We start from the raw sequence: 1,048 nt of genomic DNA, 5'->3' as shown, positions 1-1,048 counted from the left end.
CTAGGCCGTGTTTCATAGCGGGGGCTGGCGGTCGACCTTGATCAGGGTTGTGGCGTGTCGGTGATCGATACGCAGTGAGGTCTCCGGTAGATGGTTCAGCGACCAAGCAGAACCTGAAACCGGAGACCTCGTGGCCACCATACCGGTGACGAGGCGGCACGACCTGACCGACGCTCAGTGGGCGGCGCTTGTGCCGCTGCTGCCCAGGGGTAAGAGGCCGGGTCGGCCGCCGAAGTGGAGTAAACGGCAGCTCATTGATGGGATCCGGTGGCGGGTGCGGGTGGGCTCGCCATGGCGGGACGTGCCGCAGTGCTACGGACCTTGGCAGACGGTCTACGGACTGTTCCGTCGCTGGCAACGCGCCGGGGTGTGGCAGCGGATCGTCGCCGGGCTGCAAACCCGCGCCGACGCGGCCGGTCTGATCGGCTGGGATGTCAGCGTCGACTCGACCATCGCGCGGGCGCATCAGCACGCCGCAGGCGCCCGCACCCAACCCGAGCGGCAGAAGGAACCACCCGGCGGAGTCGAGGACGAGCCCGCTGATCACGCATTGGGCCGGTCGCGGGGCGGCTGGACCACGAAGGTGCACCTGGCCTGCGAGCAGGGCCGCAAACCCCTGGCGATGCTGGTGACCGGCGGGCAGCGCGGCGACAGCCCGCAGTTCAGCCGGGTCCTGGCCTGCATCCGGGTCCCCCGGCCCGGCGGCGGCCGACCCCGCACCCGACCCGATCGGGTCTTGGCGGACAAGGCATACAGCTCACGCGGCAACCGGGCGGAACTACGCCGACGTGGCATCCCGGCCACCATCCCGATCAAGATCGACCAGGCCGCCAGCCGGCGCAGGAAAGGTGCGAAGGGCGGCCGGCCACCGACCTTCGACCCCATCGCCTACCGCCAGCGTCACGCCGTCGAGTGCGGCATCAACCAGCTCAAACGCCACCGAGCCATGGCCACCAGATTCGACAAACTCGCTGTGCGCTACCAGGCCACACTCCACGTCGCCGCGATCAACGAATGGCTCTGAACAGAGCTATGAAACACGGCCTAG

1 protein-coding gene is annotated in these 1,048 nt (G+C 68.7%); it reads left to right on the top strand.

Annotated features, from left to right (window positions below; all coding sequences use genetic code 11):
• Window positions 1-130 precede the first annotated feature (130 nt).
• Window positions 131-1,024 carry an IS5 family transposase gene (locus tag ACWD5O_RS37210; RefSeq protein ID WP_450088182.1) on the top strand — a complete coding sequence of 298 codons (894 nt, stop codon included), beginning with the start codon at window positions 131-133 and terminating at the stop codon, window positions 1,022-1,024.
• Window positions 1,025-1,048 lie beyond the last annotated feature (24 nt).

This window comes from Micromonospora sp. NPDC005161 (assembly GCF_053599855.1).
This window is presented reverse-complemented; position numbering and strand designations above follow the sequence as displayed.